General features: G+C 39.1%; 21 protein-coding genes and 1 other annotated feature. Of the genes, 17 read left to right on the forward strand and 4 right to left on the reverse strand.

All coding sequences use genetic code 11. From position 1 onward, the window contains the following. Nucleotides 1-24 precede the first annotated feature (24 nt). Nucleotides 25-828 (reverse strand): alpha/beta hydrolase, encoded by an 804-nt coding sequence (locus tag EUBDOL_RS08715; RefSeq protein ID WP_004800568.1) that lies wholly within the window; start codon nt 826-828, stop codon nt 25-27. 192 nt (nt 829-1,020) lie between these two features. Here EUBDOL_RS08715 and EUBDOL_RS08720 point away from each other — a divergent pair, with 192 nt between their 5' ends. The 9 genes from EUBDOL_RS08720 (at nt 1,021) to EUBDOL_RS08755 (ending at nt 7,726) form a co-directional block, all read left to right on the forward strand. Next, entirely contained in the window at nt 1,021-1,764 is a 744-nt protein-coding gene (locus EUBDOL_RS08720; RefSeq protein ID WP_004800570.1) for an amidohydrolase family protein, read from the forward strand. Between the two features lie 55 nt (nt 1,765-1,819). Continuing rightward, a complete protein-coding gene (locus tag EUBDOL_RS08725) occupies nt 1,820-2,284 on the forward strand; it encodes a DUF4352 domain-containing protein (protein WP_004800571.1) in 465 nt (154 codons plus the stop codon). Between the two features lie 70 nt (nt 2,285-2,354). Beyond that, nucleotides 2,355-2,606: a binding site (T-box leader), on the forward strand. A gap of 32 nt (nt 2,607-2,638) precedes the next feature. Then, complete coding sequence (locus EUBDOL_RS08730) at nt 2,639-3,670, forward strand: methionine ABC transporter ATP-binding protein (RefSeq protein ID WP_004800572.1); 1,032 nt, start codon at nt 2,639-2,641, stop codon at nt 3,668-3,670. Then, a complete protein-coding gene (locus EUBDOL_RS08735) occupies nt 3,667-4,347 on the forward strand; it encodes a methionine ABC transporter permease (protein ID WP_004800573.1) in 681 nt (226 codons plus the stop codon). The genes EUBDOL_RS08730 and EUBDOL_RS08735 overlap by 4 nt, the downstream gene beginning before the upstream one ends. Before the next feature lie 68 nt (nt 4,348-4,415). Beyond that, on the forward strand, nt 4,416-5,219 hold the full coding sequence (locus EUBDOL_RS08740) for a MetQ/NlpA family ABC transporter substrate-binding protein (protein ID WP_004800574.1): 804 nt from the start codon (nt 4,416-4,418) through the stop codon (nt 5,217-5,219). A gap of 102 nt (nt 5,220-5,321) precedes the next feature. Further along, complete coding sequence (locus EUBDOL_RS08745; protein ID WP_004800575.1) at nt 5,322-6,143, forward strand: hypothetical protein; 822 nt, start codon at nt 5,322-5,324, stop codon at nt 6,141-6,143. A 12-nt stretch (nt 6,144-6,155) separates the two neighbouring features. After that, a complete protein-coding gene (locus EUBDOL_RS08750; protein ID WP_004800576.1) occupies nt 6,156-6,881 on the forward strand; it encodes an NAD-dependent protein deacylase in 726 nt (241 codons plus the stop codon). Between the two features lie 80 nt (nt 6,882-6,961). After that, on the forward strand, nt 6,962-7,108 hold the full coding sequence (locus EUBDOL_RS11490) for a hypothetical protein (protein ID WP_004800577.1): 147 nt from the start codon (nt 6,962-6,964) through the stop codon (nt 7,106-7,108). 63 nt (nt 7,109-7,171) lie between these two features. Then, complete coding sequence (locus EUBDOL_RS08755; protein WP_004800578.1) at nt 7,172-7,726, forward strand: DNA-3-methyladenine glycosylase I; 555 nt, start codon at nt 7,172-7,174, stop codon at nt 7,724-7,726. Nucleotides 7,727-7,744: 18 nt separating this feature from the next. On the opposite strand, the gene EUBDOL_RS08760 is transcribed toward EUBDOL_RS08755, so the two are convergent. Beyond that, nucleotides 7,745-8,236 (reverse strand): ECF transporter S component, encoded by a 492-nt coding sequence (locus EUBDOL_RS08760; RefSeq protein WP_040463682.1) that lies wholly within the window; start codon nt 8,234-8,236, stop codon nt 7,745-7,747. A 116-nt stretch (nt 8,237-8,352) separates the two neighbouring features. Between EUBDOL_RS08760 and pdxR the strand changes: the two genes are divergently transcribed. The 5 genes from pdxR (at nt 8,353) to EUBDOL_RS08785 (ending at nt 13,954) form a co-directional block, all read left to right on the forward strand. Continuing rightward, nucleotides 8,353-9,714 carry a MocR-like pyridoxine biosynthesis transcription factor PdxR gene (pdxR, locus tag EUBDOL_RS08765; protein ID WP_218915109.1) on the forward strand — a complete coding sequence of 454 codons (1,362 nt, stop codon included), beginning with the start codon at nt 8,353-8,355 and terminating at the stop codon, nt 9,712-9,714. 115 nt (nt 9,715-9,829) lie between these two features. Continuing rightward, nucleotides 9,830-11,203 (forward strand): MATE family efflux transporter, encoded by a 1,374-nt coding sequence (locus tag EUBDOL_RS08770; protein ID WP_004800581.1) that lies wholly within the window; start codon nt 9,830-9,832, stop codon nt 11,201-11,203. 219 nt (nt 11,204-11,422) lie between these two features. Next, complete coding sequence (gene glpK / locus EUBDOL_RS08775) at nt 11,423-12,904, forward strand: glycerol kinase GlpK (RefSeq protein ID WP_004800582.1); 1,482 nt, start codon at nt 11,423-11,425, stop codon at nt 12,902-12,904. A gap of 119 nt (nt 12,905-13,023) precedes the next feature. Next, the gene (locus tag EUBDOL_RS08780) at nt 13,024-13,446 is read left to right on the forward strand and encodes an FMN-binding protein (protein ID WP_022420352.1); all 423 of its coding nucleotides are present in this window, start codon (nt 13,024-13,026) and stop codon (nt 13,444-13,446) included. 79 nt (nt 13,447-13,525) lie between these two features. Continuing rightward, entirely contained in the window at nt 13,526-13,954 is a 429-nt protein-coding gene (locus tag EUBDOL_RS08785; protein WP_004800584.1) for a hypothetical protein, read from the forward strand. A gap of 137 nt (nt 13,955-14,091) precedes the next feature. Here EUBDOL_RS08785 and EUBDOL_RS08790 read toward each other — a convergent pair whose 3' ends face one another. After that, nucleotides 14,092-14,934: a choline kinase family protein gene (locus tag EUBDOL_RS08790; RefSeq protein WP_004800585.1), complete on the reverse strand. Its 843-nt coding sequence runs from the start codon at nt 14,932-14,934 to the stop codon at nt 14,092-14,094. A gap of 80 nt (nt 14,935-15,014) precedes the next feature. On the opposite strand from EUBDOL_RS08790, the gene rdgB reads away from it, so the two are divergent. The 3 genes from rdgB to EUBDOL_RS08805 are packed head-to-tail and all read left to right on the forward strand — an operon-like array spanning nt 15,015 to nt 16,694. Further along, entirely contained in the window at nt 15,015-15,602 is a 588-nt protein-coding gene (gene rdgB / locus EUBDOL_RS08795) for an RdgB/HAM1 family non-canonical purine NTP pyrophosphatase (protein WP_022420355.1), read from the forward strand. A gap of 1 nt (nt 15,603) precedes the next feature. After that, a complete protein-coding gene (locus EUBDOL_RS08800; protein WP_004800587.1) occupies nt 15,604-16,113 on the forward strand; it encodes a tRNA (cytidine(34)-2'-O)-methyltransferase in 510 nt (169 codons plus the stop codon). After that, complete coding sequence (locus EUBDOL_RS08805; RefSeq protein WP_004800588.1) at nt 16,110-16,694, forward strand: hypothetical protein; 585 nt, start codon at nt 16,110-16,112, stop codon at nt 16,692-16,694. The genes EUBDOL_RS08800 and EUBDOL_RS08805 overlap by 4 nt, the downstream gene beginning before the upstream one ends. A gap of 129 nt (nt 16,695-16,823) precedes the next feature. Here EUBDOL_RS08805 and EUBDOL_RS08810 read toward each other — a convergent pair whose 3' ends face one another. Continuing rightward, nucleotides 16,824-17,075: a DUF3892 domain-containing protein gene (locus EUBDOL_RS08810; protein WP_004800589.1), complete on the reverse strand. Its 252-nt coding sequence runs from the start codon at nt 17,073-17,075 to the stop codon at nt 16,824-16,826. Nucleotides 17,076-17,109 lie beyond the last annotated feature (34 nt).

Raw genomic sequence — 17,109 nt, forward strand, 5'->3', positions numbered from 1 at the left:
ACAGGTTTCAACCTTTGGAAAGGTTTATCCCTGTTCGGTTTTCAATGCCTGATATTTTTTTAAAAGTTCGTCCATGATATCTTTTGATTGTTCGATTGGTTCAGCCTGTAAAATGTGATCATCAAAGAAAAGCTTCATAATTTGATAGCATTCCCAATTTATCGTCTCGTCCATTAACAAGCGATGGTGTCCGCCATGTAACAAAATAAGCTTCTTTTGAGAGTGCTTGATTTTGTCAAAAGCATTGATGGAGCTGCGATAGGAAATGACCTCATCTTCATCGCCATGCAGCATGAGGATAGGACATGGAACATCTTCGATGAAATGCTTATGATTTTTAACGATTTCCGTAAAGGCGGTATAAAAGCTTTTCGGCATCGGAATTTCATCTTTTTTTTCATTACCGACGAGCGAAGCATAAGATTTCATGATTGCATCGGTTACGGTGTCTAAGTTAATATATTGAAATGCGGGTGCTAGTAGGATCAATTTTTTTATTCTACATACCGTTGCCAAATAACTGGCAATGACACCGCCCATGGAAAAGCCGACCAAATAAATATCACGATTGCTGTTAGCAAAAGCATCGATTTGTTGCTTTGCACGGGCAACCCATTTTTTGGGATTGCAGTCATATTCATCGAATAGATCATACATATCGAAGGTAATGACTTCATAACCGTCTTTTTCACCCCATAGCTTTAAATTATCGAATTCATGCTTGCAGCGTCGTCCATAACCATGAATGGTGATGATAACAGGTGGTTGAATTTCTTTCTTTTCTTCAATCTGCTTGCGATGAAAAAGTGTTTTTAATTTTTCGAACATAGCTTCACTTCCTTTTTTCTTTTATATTATAGCACAGAATAATTGCTTTTGATTGGGAGACGGCAAGAGAATGCTTGTAAGAATAGCAATATCTAAGATAAGAAAACGCTTAATTTTTATGAAAAACAAGGAAAGCTATTTCTTTCTTAGCGAAATGCTTTATAATAAAAAGAAGGAGAAAGGACTTGTGCTGTGAAAAAATATGCAACATTACTAATAAAAAACTTAAGGCATATCTATACGATGGAAGAAAAAGAGGGTAAGCCCTATGTCCTTTCCAAGGGATATATTGCTATTCACCATGATGAAATTTTGGCAATCGGAAGAGGAGGCTATCAGAGCTTTGTGGATAAGGATACCCGTATTGTCGATGCTTGTAATCATATTGCCATACCGGCGTTTATCGAACCAGATGCTCGTTTTGTAATGCAAAAAGGAAGTCATGTCTTGGAATTACATGCGTTTTTGATGCGTTATATGCGCCATGGAACACTGACGATTCAAATGCGGGAAGCGATACCACAACCTTTTTATAAGGACTATCATTTTCATGTATTAAAGCCGCAAAAAAAAGATTTTCAGCTCCCTGTTTTTTATGCGATTGAACAAATGCATCAGGATAAGTTACAGCTACCTACTTTTCCCTGCTTAAGCTGTGCTGATGAGAAAGTATCTTTACAAAATCAAATGCTGGCAGCACAAATGTTGGTAATGAAGGAAGAACTAGAGGCTTATGAGCTGTTAAAAATGCTGACGCTTTATCCGGCGAAGGCTTTAAAGCTAGATCATCTCGGTATGTTGAAAAAGGGAATGTGTGCGAACATTCTTGTGTTATCGGCAAAAAATATCCATGCTTTTTTCTATTCTTTGGATCAAGATCAAATTGCTCAAATCATACACAAAGGAGTACGCATTTATCCAAGCTTATTGGTATAAAATTCGACAGTATTCGCTTGTCTTTTCCTATACTATATAGTAAGAGGTGAATACAATGGAAATACTTCAACAAAGTTTTGATCGGACAAATAAGCTGCTAACGCAGGATTATTGTCCCAATCCTGCAATGGTGAACGAATTTCAAACGCTTTTTTTTACTTGTAAATTGCTTGATATTGAATTACCGGGGAAGGAACTTGGAGCCTTTATCGTGGAGGAAAATGCTCAGTTTTTGGTACTTCATTTGGAAATTACGAACATAACAAACGAGATTTTAACGATGTATAAAGATGATTTTATGATTTCCTTTGATCAGGAGGGGCCTTTTGCGGCTGAGGATTATTTTGGCTATGCACAGCAATTTACAGATGAATATGCCTTGAAGCCGCAGGAAAAAATCCGAGGCAAGCTTGTTTTTATTATTAGCTTTGATGCGAAAAAAATTATGCTTTCTTATACAGAATGCTTTGATGATGAAAGTGAAGGCAAGACCTATAAGTTAAAATATAAGCTGCAATGATATTTTCAAAAATTTTCATAAAAATTTTCTTGACTTTACATTTGAACAAGAGTATCATACACATATAAACAAAATGGCATGGAAGAGAAGAGTAAACAGAGAAGCCTTTTAAAGAGAGTTCTTATTTGGTGAAAGAGAACAAAGAAACTGACTGTTGAAAATGGTCTTGGAGCTGCATGGTCGATGAATGGGTAGGCTATGACGTGTTCGCTCGTTACAGCGATAGAGTATAACCTGTGATGCAGGCGTACTTGAAGAGGTCGGTTTCGTGAGAAATTGATGAATTTAGGTGGTAACACGAGCACAAGCTCTCGTCCTAAGGGGTGAGAGCTTTTTTTTGTAGGGAGGAACTGTATGATACGTTTGGAAAATATCAGCAAAACATTCAATACCAAAGATGCAGATGTGCATGCCGTATGCGATGTTACATTGGAAATCCAAGATGGAGAAATTTTCGGGATTATCGGATTTTCCGGTGCCGGAAAATCGACGCTTGTTCGCTGTATCAATCTTTTGGAAAGACCGACAAAGGGTAGGGTATTTGTCAATGGGGCGGAATTGACGTCTTTAAATGAAAAGGAGCTAAGAAATGAACGAAAGAAAATCGGTATGATTTTTCAGCATTTCAATTTGATGAGTCAGCGAACTGTTTATCAAAATATCGCCTATCCACTGAAAGGAAGTAAGCTTTCCAAGGAAGAGCAGGAACAAAAAATATTGTCATTACTGGAGTTGATTGATTTGAAGGATAAAAAAGATGCTTATCCTTCGCAGTTATCCGGTGGGCAGAAGCAGCGAGTAGCAATCGCACGCGCACTAGCTAATGATCCCAAAGTACTATTATGTGATGAAGCAACCAGTGCACTGGATCCACAGACAACCAAAAGTATTTTGAAGCTACTGAAGTCTATCAATGAAAAGACGGGAATTACCATTGTTTTGATTACGCATGAAATGGCTGTTGTTAAGGATATATGTGATAAGGTTGCGGTCATGGAGAACGGCTGTGTTGTGGAAGAAGGACCTATTTTGGAGGTATTCTCTCACCCGAAAGCGAAAATAACCAAAAACTTTATCGCGACGACAAGCAGTATCTCTCATGTGTATGAATTGGTCGAGGAGCATTCTCCGGTTGTGGATATTCAGAAAGGACAGCGCTTGGTGAAGCTGAATTATGATAGTGTCAGTACATCAAAGGCATTGATTTCAGAAGTTTCCCGTAATTTCCATGTGGATACCAACATCGTTTTCGGTAATGTGGAAATCATACAAGGTTCTCCGCTTGGAGATTTGGTAGTTATTTTTAGCGGAAAGCATGAGGACATTGACCAAGCGATTGCTTACTTAGAAAAATATGAAGTAGGAGTGGAGGTGATGAAGCAATGATGGAATTTTTAAACTCATTGATGCCGAATTTGATGGAAAACTTTCCCGAATTTTTAAAAGCAATTCAAGAAACTATGATCATGCTCAGCATTTCGGGAATTGTATCCTTCTTTTTCGGAACTGCCTTTGGAGTGTTGTTAATCGTAACACGCAGAGGAGGTATTTTGGAAAATAAGCTGATCTACGGTGTTTTTGCCAAGGTCATTGATTTCTTTCGCTCCATTCCCTTTATTATCTTAGTAGCCTTTATCGACCCTTTAACTCGCATGCTGGCAGGAACAAGTATTGGCGTAAAAGGGGCATTGGTTCCATTGATTGTCGGGACGATTCCTTATTTCGCACGTCAAATTGAAAGTGCACTTGCGGAGGTCGATCATGGCTTGATTGAAGCAAGTCAGGCGATGGGAAGCTCGCCTTGGGAAATTATTACACGCGTTTATTTAAGAGAGAGCATTCCGGCGATTATTCGTGCATCGACGATTACGTTGATTTCCCTATTGGGCTTTATTACCATGGTCGGAAGCATCGGTGGCGGAGGAATCGGTGATTTTGCGATACGGCGTGGTTATAACAGCTTTAATCATGATATTACCAATGCTTCGGTTATCGTACTTTTGATTATTACCGTCATTATACAAGGAGTCGGCAATTATTTAATTAAGAAGAAAACCCATTAACAAGGTATTTACGTAAAGGATATTTACGAAGGATAAATACAGTAAAACAATTGAGAGGAGAACACATTATGAAAAAACTATTAGCAGGCTTATTAGCAGTTGTACTTTTAGCAGGCTGTTCATCAGCTGAGGAAGAGGATAAAACCTTAAAGCTTGGTGCCAGTACGACACCGCATGCGGAAATCTTGAAGCAAGTCGTTCCGGCTTTGGAGGAAAAAGGCTATGAGGTAACCATTCAGGAATTTAATGATTACAATATGCCAAATAAGGCATTGCAAGATGGCGATTTAGATGCTAACTATTTCCAGCATGAGCCATACCTTATTGATTGGGCAGAAAATGCAGGGGCTGATTTGGTTGCGGCATTTGATGTTCACTTTGAACCCCTTGGGATTTATTCCGTTAATAAGAAAAGCTTAGATGAATTAGAAGACGGCGATAAGATTGCCATTCCTAATGATAATACCAATGGTGGACGTGCGCTTCAGCTATTAGCTGCGAACGGCATTATCGAAATCAAAGAAGGCTTGGGTATTAAGGCAACGGTAAAGGATATCGTATCTTATAAAAAAGATATTGAAATTGTAGAATTACAGGCAGAAACATGTGCTACCAATATCAAAGATGTGGATTATGCGGTTATTAACGGAAATAATGCCTTGAATGCTAAGCTTTCCGATAAGGTACTTGCTACAGAAGCTAAGGATAGTGAAGCAGCTACTACGTATGCCAATGTAATTGCCGTACGTGCAGAGGATAAAGATTCACAGAAAATCAAGGATTTGATTGAGGTATTGAATACTGAAGAAGTGAAAAACTACATTGATGAAACTTATGATGGTATCGTGGTACCGCTAGTACCTAGTAAATAAGACATAGAAAAGAGCGCATATCGGCGTTCTTTTTTTACGTATGGCTGGCATTCTCGTTAAGAACCTCGTATAATACATATAGATATTGTGGGAGGTCATAGCATGAAAGACTTTATCAAGAAAAATAAGTTTTTTATGACATTGCTAGCAATTATGATCATAATCACTGCCGCTTTGGTTGTTTATGATGTGCAGAAATGGTATAAATCAGCTTTGCCAAATGAGGATAATAAGGAAGAAGAGGTACAAAAGCCAAGTGAAGAAACAACTGCGATCACAAGCTTTACCGGTGATTATCAACGCTTGCAAAGCGGGAATTTATTATATGTTCAATGGAATTACAGCGAAGCAAAGGATAAGGTGGCAAGCGTATATCTAACCTTAAATGACGGTAATCCAATCGATGTTACAAACAATCGTTATTATGAGTTTATCCAAAATGTATTTGCTTTTCCAACCGGAAACAATGTGTTAAAGCTTAGTTTGAATTTAGAAAGTGGAAAAGTGATAGAAAAGGAAATTACCGTTTTTGTAGATTATCTTATTTCAGCCCAGCAAACAGCTCTACGTAAAAATGAAGTGGTGGAGGTAACCTTGGAGTATGTATATGGTGCAAGTAATCCCGTCGAGGTGCCGAAAATCTTAATTACCAGTATGAGCAATTCCATAGCTCCGAAGGTTGAATACATGGATACGGTAAAGGAAAATCAAGGTACGTACACCAAAGCAATAACCAAGTATCGCTTTACGTGGGAGAAGGAGGAGCAGGTTCCGGAAAGTATGAATCTTCGTTGGAAGTTTAATCATATTCAAGATAGCTATGATTTTACATTACAGAAGCCAATCAACAGTCAAGAGGAAGAACATAAGGAACAAGCAGATAAGGCAGAAGAAGCTAAGGAAACGCAAAAAGAAAACAGCTAGGAGGGCAGGGCAATGTATGAAAAGCTAAAGGAAATCATTCAAGCAAGCAAGACAATTGTATTTTTCGGTGGTGCAGGGGTCAGTACGGAAAGTAATATTCCGGATTTTCGCTCCGCCGATGGTATTTATGAAAAGAAAACGTATCCTTATCCGGCAGAATATATGCTGAGCAGTGATTTTTTCTATGCGAATACGGAAGCTTTCTATGACTTTTATTTTCATGAGATGCTTTATCCCAATGCCCTTCCTAATCCGGCACACACTGCACTTGTGCGTTTGGAGAAGCAAGGAAAACTGCAATCTGTTATTACGCAAAATATTGACGGCTTACATCAGCTTGCCGGAAGTAAGGAGGTAGTAGAGCTCCATGGCAGTGTGCATCGTAATTACTGCTTGAAATGCCATACCTTTTACAGCTTAGAGGATATTTTAAAACAGCAGCCGAAGGTTCCAAGATGTCCTAAGTGCGGTGGAATCATTAAGCCCGATGTGGTGTTGTATGGAGAAGGCTTGAAGGAAGAAACGATTCATAAAGCAATTTATGATATTGCTCATGCCGATACCTTGATCGTTGGGGGGACTTCTTTAGCCGTTTATCCGGCAGCCGGCTTGCTGCAATATTTTCGTGGTAAACATTTGGTGCTGATCAATCGTGATGCAACGACAATGGATTTGCGGGCAGAGCTTGTGATTCATGATCCGATTGGTAAGGTGTTGGATTGTGTGGTTGAAAAATAAGAAGCTGGTAAAGGGTTATAGCTTTCATAAATTGTACATATCAAAGCAGAAATAGCACACACTATTTTTGAGGTGATGGTATGAATAAAAAGACAAAACAAGCAGCACTTATGAAGGAATGCAAAGGAAAAAACGAAAAAAGTGCCGGTAACAACCAGTGGACCAACAACAATTTAAAGTATTATCCGGATCAGCGAAAGCGCCAAGATGGTCCGGGAGGAAATTAAATGTACGAGGGCATTGAAAAATGTCCTTTTTTTGTATAGGATAAGAAGGAAAGAGGTGTGCTTATGGAGAAAAAACGCTGTCGTTGGGCAAGCGATGTGGAAGCGATTTATGTACGCTATCACGATGAGGAATGGGGAGTTGCGGTTCATGAAGATAAAAAGCTTTTTGAAATGCTGGTTTTAGAATCGTTTCAAGCCGGTTTGTCGTGGCTTACAATTTTAAAAAAGCGAGAAAGCTTTCGTCAAGCCTTTGATGGATTTGATGTGCATAAGGTTGCCGCCTATGATGAAGTTAAGATACAACAGCTATTAGCCGATAAAAGCATCGTTCGTAATCGACGCAAAATAGAAGCAGCTATTCAAAATGCGAAGGTATTTTTGCAAATTCAAGCGGAATTTGGAAGCTTTGCTAATTATCTATGGGGATTTAGCAAGCATAGGACTATCTATGAATATGAGGAAGGAAGGACACATAATGAGCTTTCCGATCGTATTGCAAAGGATTTGCAGACTCGCGGTATGCGCTTTGTTGGAACGATTATCATGTATTCTTATTTGCAAGCAGTTGGTGTGATTAACGATCATGAACCAACCTGCTTTCTACATAAAAAGTCCTAGTGGACTTTTTTTTGATATTTATTTATCGTTTTTCCATATTTTAGCAAGCAGTGGATAGGCACAGCAGGCAATTGCGATACCGATTAGCGCTTGTAAAAGATTGGCAAACATGCCACTAAAGCCCAGCCAAAAACTTTCGTTGATCAAGCTGTCAGCAAGAAAATATCCCAATATCATGGCAGCTCCTGCAAGAAAATAACTGAGTAGACGCAGAGCTTTGCGTTGCTGGCAAATATAGGCAATTATCCATGCCTCTAGGCCTTTGATCAATAGGGTAGGTAGCGCATATATGCCATAGCCTCCGACAATATCGGCAAGTGCACTACCGACACCGCCTACAAGAAATGCTTGCCAAGGATTTAGAAAGCTGGCAAAAAGCATGAGAAATCCATCACCTAAATTAAAATAACCTTGAATTCCGTTAGGTATTTTTATCAAATAGGTAGCCAAAAATACAAGTGCCATTCCAAGTGCGCTGATAATCAGTGCGTATGTTTTTGTTTGTTTCATTTCATCACTTCCTTTATGCTTGTATTCTAACAAATATCTGTATGTTGAAAAATATACAGAATTTAATAAAAATAGCAGGTCAGATATGCTATACTGTGATGGGTGATAAGATGAAGATGAATATAACCAATTTTGAAAAAAAAGCACATTCGTATCTTTATCAACAGATTGCAGATCAGTTGGCCATGGATATTCGTTTGGGGTATTTGAAGAAGGGAGATCAGCTGTTAAGTATTCGTAAGGCTGCACAATACTATCATGTTTCTAAGACATGTATCGAGCATGCTTATGAACAGCTGCTTGTCGATGGCATCATCACAGCACATGCCAAACGTGGCTATTTTGTGGATACCAGCAAGGAGCAGTTGCTTCTGCGCTCAGAAATCTTAGCCGATAAACCGCTTGATAAACCATCTATTCGCTATGATCTATGTTCACAAAGCATTGATTTTGAAACCTTTGATACAATGCTTTGGAAACGATATATAAAGGATATATTGGAACAAAGCAGCAGCATTGCTACCTATGGTGATCCACAGGGAGAAAAGCAGCTGCGTATGGCATTATCACAATATGTTTTTACGATGCGTGCGGCATTGGCACAGCCACAACAAATTGTAGTTGCTTCCAGCTTTCAAGCTCTTTGTTACCTGTTGTTTGGGTTGCTTTCAAAGCCTTGTGTGGTTGGAATGTGTGAGCCGATGTTTCTGCCTTTGCAGGGTGTTTGCCAAGACTATGGTATAGAAATCATTTCACTTCCAAGTGATGAAGATGGCATTAATCTTGAAGCATTATACCAAAGCCCTGTAAATGTACTGTATGTTCATGCACGTTCTGATGGAGCTAAGTATCAGCCGCTTTCGGTTGCTAAACGGAAACAACTGTTGACATGGGCAAAGGATAAAAAAGCTTTTATAATCGAAGATGATCATAATGGGGAATTGCATTATGAAACACGTATGGTACCGGCCATGCAAAGCTTTGATGAGGCAGGGAGAGTATTGTATATCGGTTCGTTTTCTCGATTGCTGCTGCCTTCTTTGCGTATCAGCTATATGATATTGAATAAAGAGCTACTTGCCCGTTATGAAAAGCGTAAGGAATATTATAGTCCAACGGCCTCTAAGGTGGAGCAGCTGGCATTGGCAGGCTACATCTTAGATGGGCATTTGCAGCGACATATCAAACGGTTAAAAAAGTGTTATCGAGTAAAAAGTGCTGCATTTCAGCATTTCTTGAATATTTATTTTCCCGATGCAGAGCTAATACTGGAAGAAAGCGCTTTGCAGTATCACATTGTACTTACGGAAGCTTATGATATGGAGGCAGTGGTTCGGCTTTGTAAACAAAGACAGATTCGTATCAATCAAAGACAAAAAAAGCAGGAGCTGACACTTTCCTTTGCGGCGCTTTCTCTTGAAAATATGGAACAGGCATTGCAGGAAATAAAGCTTTGTTTACGACAGGCGAAACTGTAAGCTAAGCATTGCGTAATATTTTCTAATATTGTATAATCATATCATTCAGCCTTCATTTTTCTATTTTCTGATTCTAAAATAGACAAGTGGAGGTTTTTTTAAGGAGTAATGAAGTATGGAAAAAATAACAAAAATGGGGAATGAAAGAGTATTCCCGTTACTTGTAGGTATGGCGCTTCCGCCGATGGCAAGCATGCTGGTGCAGTCTTTGTATAATATTGTGGATAGTATGTTTGTAGCAGCTTATTCCAAAGAAGGCTTAACGGCAGTTTCATTGGCATTTCCGATTCAAACGTTGATTGTTGCTTGTTCGGTTGGAATCGGAGTCGGTGTTAATTCCTATATCGCCCGAAAGATGGGAGAGCGAAATGTTGAAGAAGCGAAAAGTGCCGTGATGCATGGCTTGTTGTTAGCACTAATAGCATATTTGATCTTTTTCATTGTAGGGATTGTTGCCATTCGTCCGTTTTTTGCCCTTTATACATCAGATGTCGGTATTTACAATGATGCCTGTATTTATACGTTTATCAATGTGATGTTTAGTTTTGGTTGTTTTTTTCACATTTGCTTGGAGAAGGTGTTTCAGGCAATCGGAAGCATGAAGGTTCCCATGGCATTACAGGCTTTAGGGTGTGTAGTAAATATTGTTTTAGATCCGCTTTTTATTTTCGGTTTCAAAGGTATTCCCGGTATGGGGGTTGCCGGTGCAGCCATTGCGACAATCCTGGGACAATTGGTTTCGATGAGTCTTTCCTTTTATTTTCTATTTGTGAAAACAAAAGAAATTTGCCCCGATGTACGCAAATTTCACTTTTCTTTTCCTACCATTCGTAAGATTTTAAATGTCGGCTTGCCAACCGCTTGTATGAATGCATTGGCTAGTCTGCTTGTTGTCGGTTTGAATGGTTTGTTGATTACATTTTCCAACGCTGCGGTATCGGTGTTCGGTATTTATTATAAGCTGCAAACCTTTGTGTTTATGCCGGTATCCGGACTGACACAGGGGGCTATGCCGATTATGAGCTTTAACTATGGCGCTAAGAAGGTGGAACGCTTAAAAGATGCTTTGAAATATAGTCTATGGATTGCTTTTGGAATCATGCTTATAGGAACATTGCTTTTTATGTTAGCACCGAAATGGCTTTTGATGATCTTTCAAGCCGATGCGGCAATGCTGAAAATCGGAATTCGAGCTCTGCGCACCATAGCTATCGGATTTATACCGGCAGTTTTAGGCTATATTCTGCCAACCTTATTTCAGTCGATGGGAAAGGGATTGCCTTCCTTAGCAGTATTTTTATTACGTAACGGACTAACGCTGCCACTAGCTTATATGCTGTCTACATGTTTGGGATTGAATGGTATTTGGATAAGCTTTCCACTTGCGGAGGTTGCGGCGGCAGGCTGTGCCACAGGAATTTTTCTTTATATGAATAAACATTATATTCGACCGTTAAAGAAGCTGGAAAATGATATTGCCACAATATAGAGTGGTAATATCTTTTTCATATTCACTTAAATGTATCATAAGCTACACACTGTTATGCTTTTTTAGGGAAAAATCAAAATACAAACTTCTTCAATTCTTCGGAAAACGCTTTCCTATAAATGTTATAATAAATGTAAAGCTGATAATTTCTAAGTATAGGGCTTCTGATTTTGAAAATTATCAAGCGTTTTGTAAAAGAAAGGCAAAGAGGTAAGTGCTATGCAGAAATATATTTTGGCAATTGATCAGGGAACGACAAGTACACGTGCGATTTTATTTGATAAGGATAGCAATATGATCGCAGTAGCGCAAAAGGAATTGGAAAATTATTATCCACAACCGGGCTGGGTAGAACAAAATGCAAATGATATATGGGCAAGTACGGTTGGAGTAATGATTGAGGCTGTGGCAAAGGCAGGTATTCGTGAGGAGCAGATTGCAGCTATTGGAATTACCAATCAACGTGAAACAAGTGTGGTTTGGGATAAACAAAGCGGACAGCCGATTTCTTTTGCGATTGTTTGGCAGTCGCGTCAAAGTGATGCCTATTGCGTGCAATTAAAACAAGAGGGAAAGGAAGCGTGGATTCGGGAAAAGACCGGTTTGTTGTTAGATCCGTATTTTTCTGCCAGTAAGCTGCGTTTTCTTTTGGATCATGTAGAGGGTGCACAGCAGCGAGCAGAAAACGGAGAGCTGTTGTTCGGTACGATGGATAGCTGGCTGTTATGGAAGCTTACCAAGGGAAAATGTCATATGACTGATGTATCCAACGCCTCACGGACGATGCTTATGAATCTGCATACCCTAGATTATGATGATGAATTATTAAAGCTATGGAATATTCCACGCTGTATGTTGCCGGAAATTCGTGATACGAGTGAAGTTTACGGTATGTGCAGCGGCTTATTTGATGTGGATATTCCGATTGCTTCTTTGGTTGGTGATCAGCAGGCAGCTTTATTTGGACAAACCTGCTTTGCGGCAGGTAATGTGAAAAATACTTATGGTACCGGCTGCTTTTTGTTGATGAATACCAAAGAACATATTATTCATTCACAAAACGGCTTGCTTACTTCGGTCGGTTGGCGAATTGGCAAAAAAACGGATTATGTGCTAGAGGGAAGTGTTTTTGTAGCCGGAGCGGCGATTCAATGGCTGCGTGATGGCTTGCAGATCTTGAAAAAAAGCAGTGAGAGCGAAGAAAGAGCTCTTGCTGTTGATGATAGTGCAGGTGTATATGTGGTACCGTCCTTTACCGGACTTGGTGCACCCTATTGGAAGCCAAAAGTAAAGGGAGCCATGTTTGGGTTAACCAGAGGCACCAAGCAGGAGCATATCATTCGTGCAACCTTGGAAGCTCTCGCTTATCAAACCAACGATGTATTAAATGCTATGAAGGAGGATAGTGGGCTTGAAATCAAACGCTTGCAGGTCGATGGCGGAGCCAGTCTGAATAATTATCTGTTGCAATTTCAAAGTGATATTACACAAGCAAGTGTGATACGTTCAACGATTAGTGAAACAACTGCTTTAGGTGCTGCTTATTTAGCAGGGCTTGCAGTTGGATATTGGAGGGATCAGGAAGAGATTTGCAGCCATTTTCAAGCTTCGCATGAATTTGTGCCAAATATGGAAGCAAGCCAGCGTGAAGAATTATTAACAGGCTGGAAACGTGCTATTCACGCGGTTATGCAGTTTTGATGTATAAGCTAGGCAGAGAAGCTGCTTATATTCTAAAAATATAAACAAATCATTTGACATTTCATGTAACTTACTATACAATCTTTTTTGGTAATCAAGATACAGATATGGAGGGTATTATGAAAAAATTATCTGCATTATTATTGATGGCTCTTGTAATCGCTGGTTGCGGTAGCAATGATGCAAAAGAAGTTAGCGGTGAAGGAACTGCAGCTGTTGGAGAAAACGGCGACAAAGTAAGTGTATCCCTTACAATGAAGGGTGATGAAGTTGTAGATATCAGCATTGATGAAACAAAAGAAGGAAAGTCTAAAAAAGAACAGAAATACGACTACAACATGAAGGAAGCTAGTGGTATTCAAAAAGAATGGTTCGAACAGATTGAATTCTTAGAAGATTACATCAAGGAAAACGGTATCGATGCAGTAGAACTAGATAAGAAAACAGGTAAGCCAACAGGTGATGATGTTCTAGCAGGTTGCACAATCAATCTGACAACAATCATGGAAGCTGTAAACAACGCTGCTGAGAACGCTAAGTAAGAAAGATGCGAAATGCATCTTTTTTAGTATATTTAGTAAATAATAGGGCATGCTATAACAAACGAAAGGACGGAATAAGATGAAAAAGTTAGTGTTTTTATGTATAGCTGCCTGTTGTTTATTTGGCTGTCAAAATGCGGAAAAGAAAGCCAAGCAGCATGGTGAAGCCCAAATCGTGCACGAAAACGGAGAAAAGCTGACGGTAGAGGTTGAATTGGTGAATGGAAAGCTTCGCAATGTCGATATTGATGAAACAGTTGAGGGTAAAAAGCAAACGAAGAAAGAATTGAAAGAGGATTATCAAATGAAGCAAGCAAGTTCTATCGGAAAGGAATGGTATGAGCAGGTTGCCTTTTTTGAAAACTATGTAGAGAAAAAGGGAATCAAAGATATTAAGCTTAATGAGGAAGGAAAAGCAACCAATGATGATGTACGAAGCGGCTGTACGATTGCGATTGATGGGTTTATCAAAGGAATCGAAGAAGCGGTTAAAAACGCTGAGAAATAGGAAGAAATGTACTTTATTTGGATTCCTTCATGTTTTAGGATAGCTACTAAAAAGAGATTTCCATTAAGGCTGTTTCATGCAACCGAATCGGAAATCTCCTATTTTTTTATTCATTATCATGTGGTATTCGACGAATGTTATTTGTGTTTGTATAGCTTTTGATACGTAGTACATAAAGCATTGAATTTCTCTGCCGCAATATTTTGATAGATTTCTTCTTGGCGATGCTGCCACATCAGCATTGCCCAAGCACACCATAATAAATTATGGAAGCATTCCCATAGGGTTAGCTGATGGAAAACAGCTTCATTTGGTTCGTCAAAATAATACTTATAAAAAATATTTCGTAAGTTTTCATCGTGAATGGCATTTTCACTTAAGAAAGACATGACATCAAAGAGCGGGTCATTATCACCGGCATATTCATAATCAATTAAATAGGTTTGTTCACCATCAAATAAAATATTGCCTCCCACCCAATCGTTATGACAAAGAATTTCTTCGTTGGAAAGCTTTTGAATGTCATTGAGTATATTTTCAAAGGGGACAAGGTTGTAAAGTGGGTGCTGTATTTTACTTTTATAAGAATGATAACGGGCAATCGGGTCGAAGCGAACACCGATTTTTTTATGTAGGGAGTGAAAATGTTTCATCAGCAAGGCACAGCGCTTTATGGCATCTGGGTTATGATATTCTTCAAAGGTTTTGGCATTTGCGAGATAACGGGTTACCTTATAGCCACTGATTTCATCATAGTAAAGAGTTTCTACATCAATACCGCTGTTGGCAATGGCTTCTAGAGCTAAGGTTTCGTGATGGCGGTAAACGATATGGGAAGCATCTTCACGAGGAATGCGTAAAACAAATGTTTCCTCACCCATCGTAAGCAGATAATTATGGTTGGTAAGTCCTTTATCAAGGGCTTGGATATGAATGGACGAATCGGTTAGCAGTTTATCTAAAAGGCTTAATGAATTCATGTAAATCACCAAGCGAATTATAGCATATTTTTTATGAATTTGGTAAAATAGATAAGATAAATCATAAAGGAGGAGTCGTTGTGAAAAAAATTATGTTGGCGACGAGCAATGCGCATAAGGTGGAAGAATTTTCTGTGATGCTAGCGCCACTTGGATATGAGGTTATGAGTCTTTTGGATCTAGAAGAGCCTATAGAAATCGAGGAAAACGGTACAAGCTTTGAAGAAAATGCGCTTATTAAAGCAAGGGCCATTCATCAGCTTTTGGGAATCGAAGTATTAGCCGATGATAGTGGCTTAGCAGTTAATGCGATGAATGGAGAACCTGGAATTTATTCGGCACGCTTTATGGGAAAAGACACCTCTTATGCTATTAAAAACCAATATATCATTGATTTTTGTAAAGATAAGGAGGATAAAGGCTGTCAATTTGTCTGTGCCTTGGCTTATGTTAAAGCTGATGGAAGTGAGGCTGTGTTTAAAGGAGTTGTAGAGGGCTTGGTGGCAGATCATATAGAAGGAGAGCATGGCTTTGGTTATGATCCTTTGTTCTACTATCCTCCTTATGAAACAACACTTGCCAATGTTGATGAAGAAAAAAAGAATGCAGTATCGCATCGCGGACGTGCAATCAAGGCGCTTATTGCCTATATGAAAGAAGGTAACTAAAATGCTTCATGTTGTATTATATGAACCGGAAATCCCACAGAACACAGGGAATATCATGCGAACCTGCATGGCAAGCAATACGGTTTTGCATTTGATTGAACCACTTGGTTTTTCCTTAGATGAACAGCATCTGAAAAGAGCAGGTATGGATTATGTTAAGGACTTGGACTATCGTGTGTATAAAAATTGGGAGGAATTTACAAGCCAAAATCCTAGTGAAAACTATTATTATATGACTCGTTATGGCAAAAAAGCACCAAGCGCTTTTGATTTTACAAGCTGTGTCGGGGATATTTATTTGATTTTAGGTAAGGAAAGTACGGGAATTCCAAAGGAAATTTTAAAGCATCAGTTGGATCATTGCATGCGCTTGCCAATGGTAGCAAAGGCACGAAGCTTAAATTTAAGCAATTGTGCCGCAATCATTGTATATGAGGTATTACGTCAGTTGGATTATCCGGGCTTATCCAATGTAGAGGTAATCAAAGGAGAGGATTGGCTGGAGGTATGAGTCGCTTTTTCGATTCGCTCATGGATACAAAGGACAAACGATATCATGGTACGTTAATATTGATGCTTGCAGTGTTTGGAAGCATTGCGATTACATATATAATCTTAGGGGTTTCTTTGTGTATGGTGAAGGATTATGATAATGTTTTTGCACTTTTGGATATGCCGTATATCACATGGACATATTTAGCCAGATTGGTATTGGAGGCTATGTCGATGCCATCTCTTACTTTTGGAAATATCGTGATCAGTATGCTTCGCTGCATCGGCTGGTTGGAATTTGTTGCAGTCTTTTTCGCTGTGATATGTTATCGTACTTTGGAAAGGCATAGAGCAACATTTGCGGGACTTCTCCTATTGGTTATAGAGGTTTTTGTGTGTGGAGGAGTGAGCTTATCAGCACTATCCTGCACAACGCTTAAGGCACTTATTGTAAGATTGCAGTTCATGGGAATGAGCATTGTTGCAATCAACACTATCTTGCTGGTATTGATTGGCTTTTATTGTTACAGACAGGTTAAGCAATATCGCCATGCACTTGCCTATGATGCTGTTGAAATCAAAGAACTGGAGGAAGAGTAACGATACTTTATAAAATAAAAGCATTAAAAAGGGATTTCTTATCGGATTGATCTATGCAATCGTATTAGGAAATCCCTATGTTTATTTACTCATTGGCGAGTAAGAAGTACATTTGTCTTAGACTCTTTTCTAAAACTCTTCAAGATTTTTTAAATTTGTTTTTTCATTTCCGTCATTGACACCGCGGATATGACGAGCGCCATCACGTCCGGTAAAGGGAATGGCGTTTTCAATCATGCCGTTTTCAACAGCCTCCAATGCTTGTTCATAGTCATAGGTTTTGCCGTTGTTGTCTTTAAATTCGCTTAAGGTTCCATCGGAATTTTTGCGAGCTGCGACAAAGCGGCACTTTTCATTGCTTTTACTTTTTGATTTTTTCATTTTCTTTACCTCCTGTTGTTATTGTGAGCGTATG

It is taken from the genome of Amedibacillus dolichus DSM 3991, from assembly GCF_000154285.1.
GTDB classification, from domain to species: Bacteria; Bacillota_I; Bacilli_A; order Erysipelotrichales; family Erysipelotrichaceae; genus Amedibacillus; species Amedibacillus dolichus.

Coding starts and splice junctions, on each gene's coding strand:
- EUBDOL_RS08715 (WP_004800568.1), bottom strand. CDS start 828: ATGTTCGAAAAATTAAAAACACTTTTTCATCGCAAGCAGATTGAAGAA.
- EUBDOL_RS08755 (WP_004800578.1), top strand. CDS start 7,172: ATGGAGAAAAAACGCTGTCGTTGGGCAAGCGATGTGGAAGCGATTTAT.
- EUBDOL_RS08780 (WP_022420352.1), top strand. CDS start 13,024: ATGAAAAAATTATCTGCATTATTATTGATGGCTCTTGTAATCGCTGGT.
- EUBDOL_RS08800 (WP_004800587.1), top strand. CDS start 15,604: ATGCTTCATGTTGTATTATATGAACCGGAAATCCCACAGAACACAGGG.
- EUBDOL_RS08735 (WP_004800573.1), top strand. CDS start 3,667: ATGATGGAATTTTTAAACTCATTGATGCCGAATTTGATGGAAAACTTT.
- EUBDOL_RS08770 (WP_004800581.1), top strand. CDS start 9,830: ATGGAAAAAATAACAAAAATGGGGAATGAAAGAGTATTCCCGTTACTT.
- EUBDOL_RS08760 (WP_040463682.1), bottom strand. CDS start 8,236: ATGAAACAAACAAAAACATACGCACTGATTATCAGCGCACTTGGAATG.
- pdxR (WP_218915109.1), top strand. CDS start 8,353: ATGAATATAACCAATTTTGAAAAAAAAGCACATTCGTATCTTTATCAA.
- EUBDOL_RS08750 (WP_004800576.1), top strand. CDS start 6,156: ATGTATGAAAAGCTAAAGGAAATCATTCAAGCAAGCAAGACAATTGTA.
- EUBDOL_RS08725 (WP_004800571.1), top strand. CDS start 1,820: ATGGAAATACTTCAACAAAGTTTTGATCGGACAAATAAGCTGCTAACG.
- EUBDOL_RS08790 (WP_004800585.1), bottom strand. CDS start 14,934: ATGAATTCATTAAGCCTTTTAGATAAACTGCTAACCGATTCGTCCATT.
- EUBDOL_RS08745 (WP_004800575.1), top strand. CDS start 5,322: ATGAAAGACTTTATCAAGAAAAATAAGTTTTTTATGACATTGCTAGCA.
- EUBDOL_RS08730 (WP_004800572.1), top strand. CDS start 2,639: ATGATACGTTTGGAAAATATCAGCAAAACATTCAATACCAAAGATGCA.
- EUBDOL_RS08805 (WP_004800588.1), top strand. CDS start 16,110: ATGAGTCGCTTTTTCGATTCGCTCATGGATACAAAGGACAAACGATAT.
- EUBDOL_RS08740 (WP_004800574.1), top strand. CDS start 4,416: ATGAAAAAACTATTAGCAGGCTTATTAGCAGTTGTACTTTTAGCAGGC.
- EUBDOL_RS08785 (WP_004800584.1), top strand. CDS start 13,526: ATGAAAAAGTTAGTGTTTTTATGTATAGCTGCCTGTTGTTTATTTGGC.
- EUBDOL_RS08810 (WP_004800589.1), bottom strand. CDS start 17,075: ATGAAAAAATCAAAAAGTAAAAGCAATGAAAAGTGCCGCTTTGTCGCA.
- glpK (WP_004800582.1), top strand. CDS start 11,423: ATGCAGAAATATATTTTGGCAATTGATCAGGGAACGACAAGTACACGT.
- EUBDOL_RS11490 (WP_004800577.1), top strand. CDS start 6,962: ATGAATAAAAAGACAAAACAAGCAGCACTTATGAAGGAATGCAAAGGA.